Origin of the sequence: Chengkuizengella axinellae (assembly GCF_030730905.1) — a bacterium.
In the GTDB taxonomy this organism is placed as follows: domain Bacteria; phylum Bacillota; class Bacilli; order Paenibacillales; family KCTC-33759; genus Chengkuizengella; species Chengkuizengella axinellae.
Window position 1 is genome coordinate 1 of sequence record NZ_JAVAMP010000068.1, and the last position, 309, is coordinate 309.

Consider the following 309-nt stretch of genomic DNA (forward strand, 5'->3'; position numbering starts at 1 on the left):
CTCGTAATCATAACCTTCACCATCAACTACACGTACAAGATAGTTATCGATGTCGATTGCTGTATCATTTACTTCTTCGCTATATACTACGTATAGGATAGAGTCATCAGAATCTGCATCAAAGCTATACTCAACTCGGTTAAGACCATCAAATGTAGAATCTGCAACTTCGATCTCAGTTGAATAATCTTCCATTTTGTTTTCGTATAAAGTGTCATCTTCTAAACCAGTAATCTCTAAAGTAATTGTGTTACCTTGTTGATCATCTTCTAATACTAATGTTACAGACTCTTTATTTCCTGCTGGAAT

At 34.6% G+C, this 309-nt stretch carries 1 protein-coding gene; it reads right to left on the reverse strand.

Features of this window, described 5'->3' with window-relative positions:
- A partial coding sequence (locus tag Q5Y73_RS24700) for a hypothetical protein (RefSeq protein WP_305994581.1) occupies positions 1-309 on the reverse strand: 309 nt, incomplete at both ends.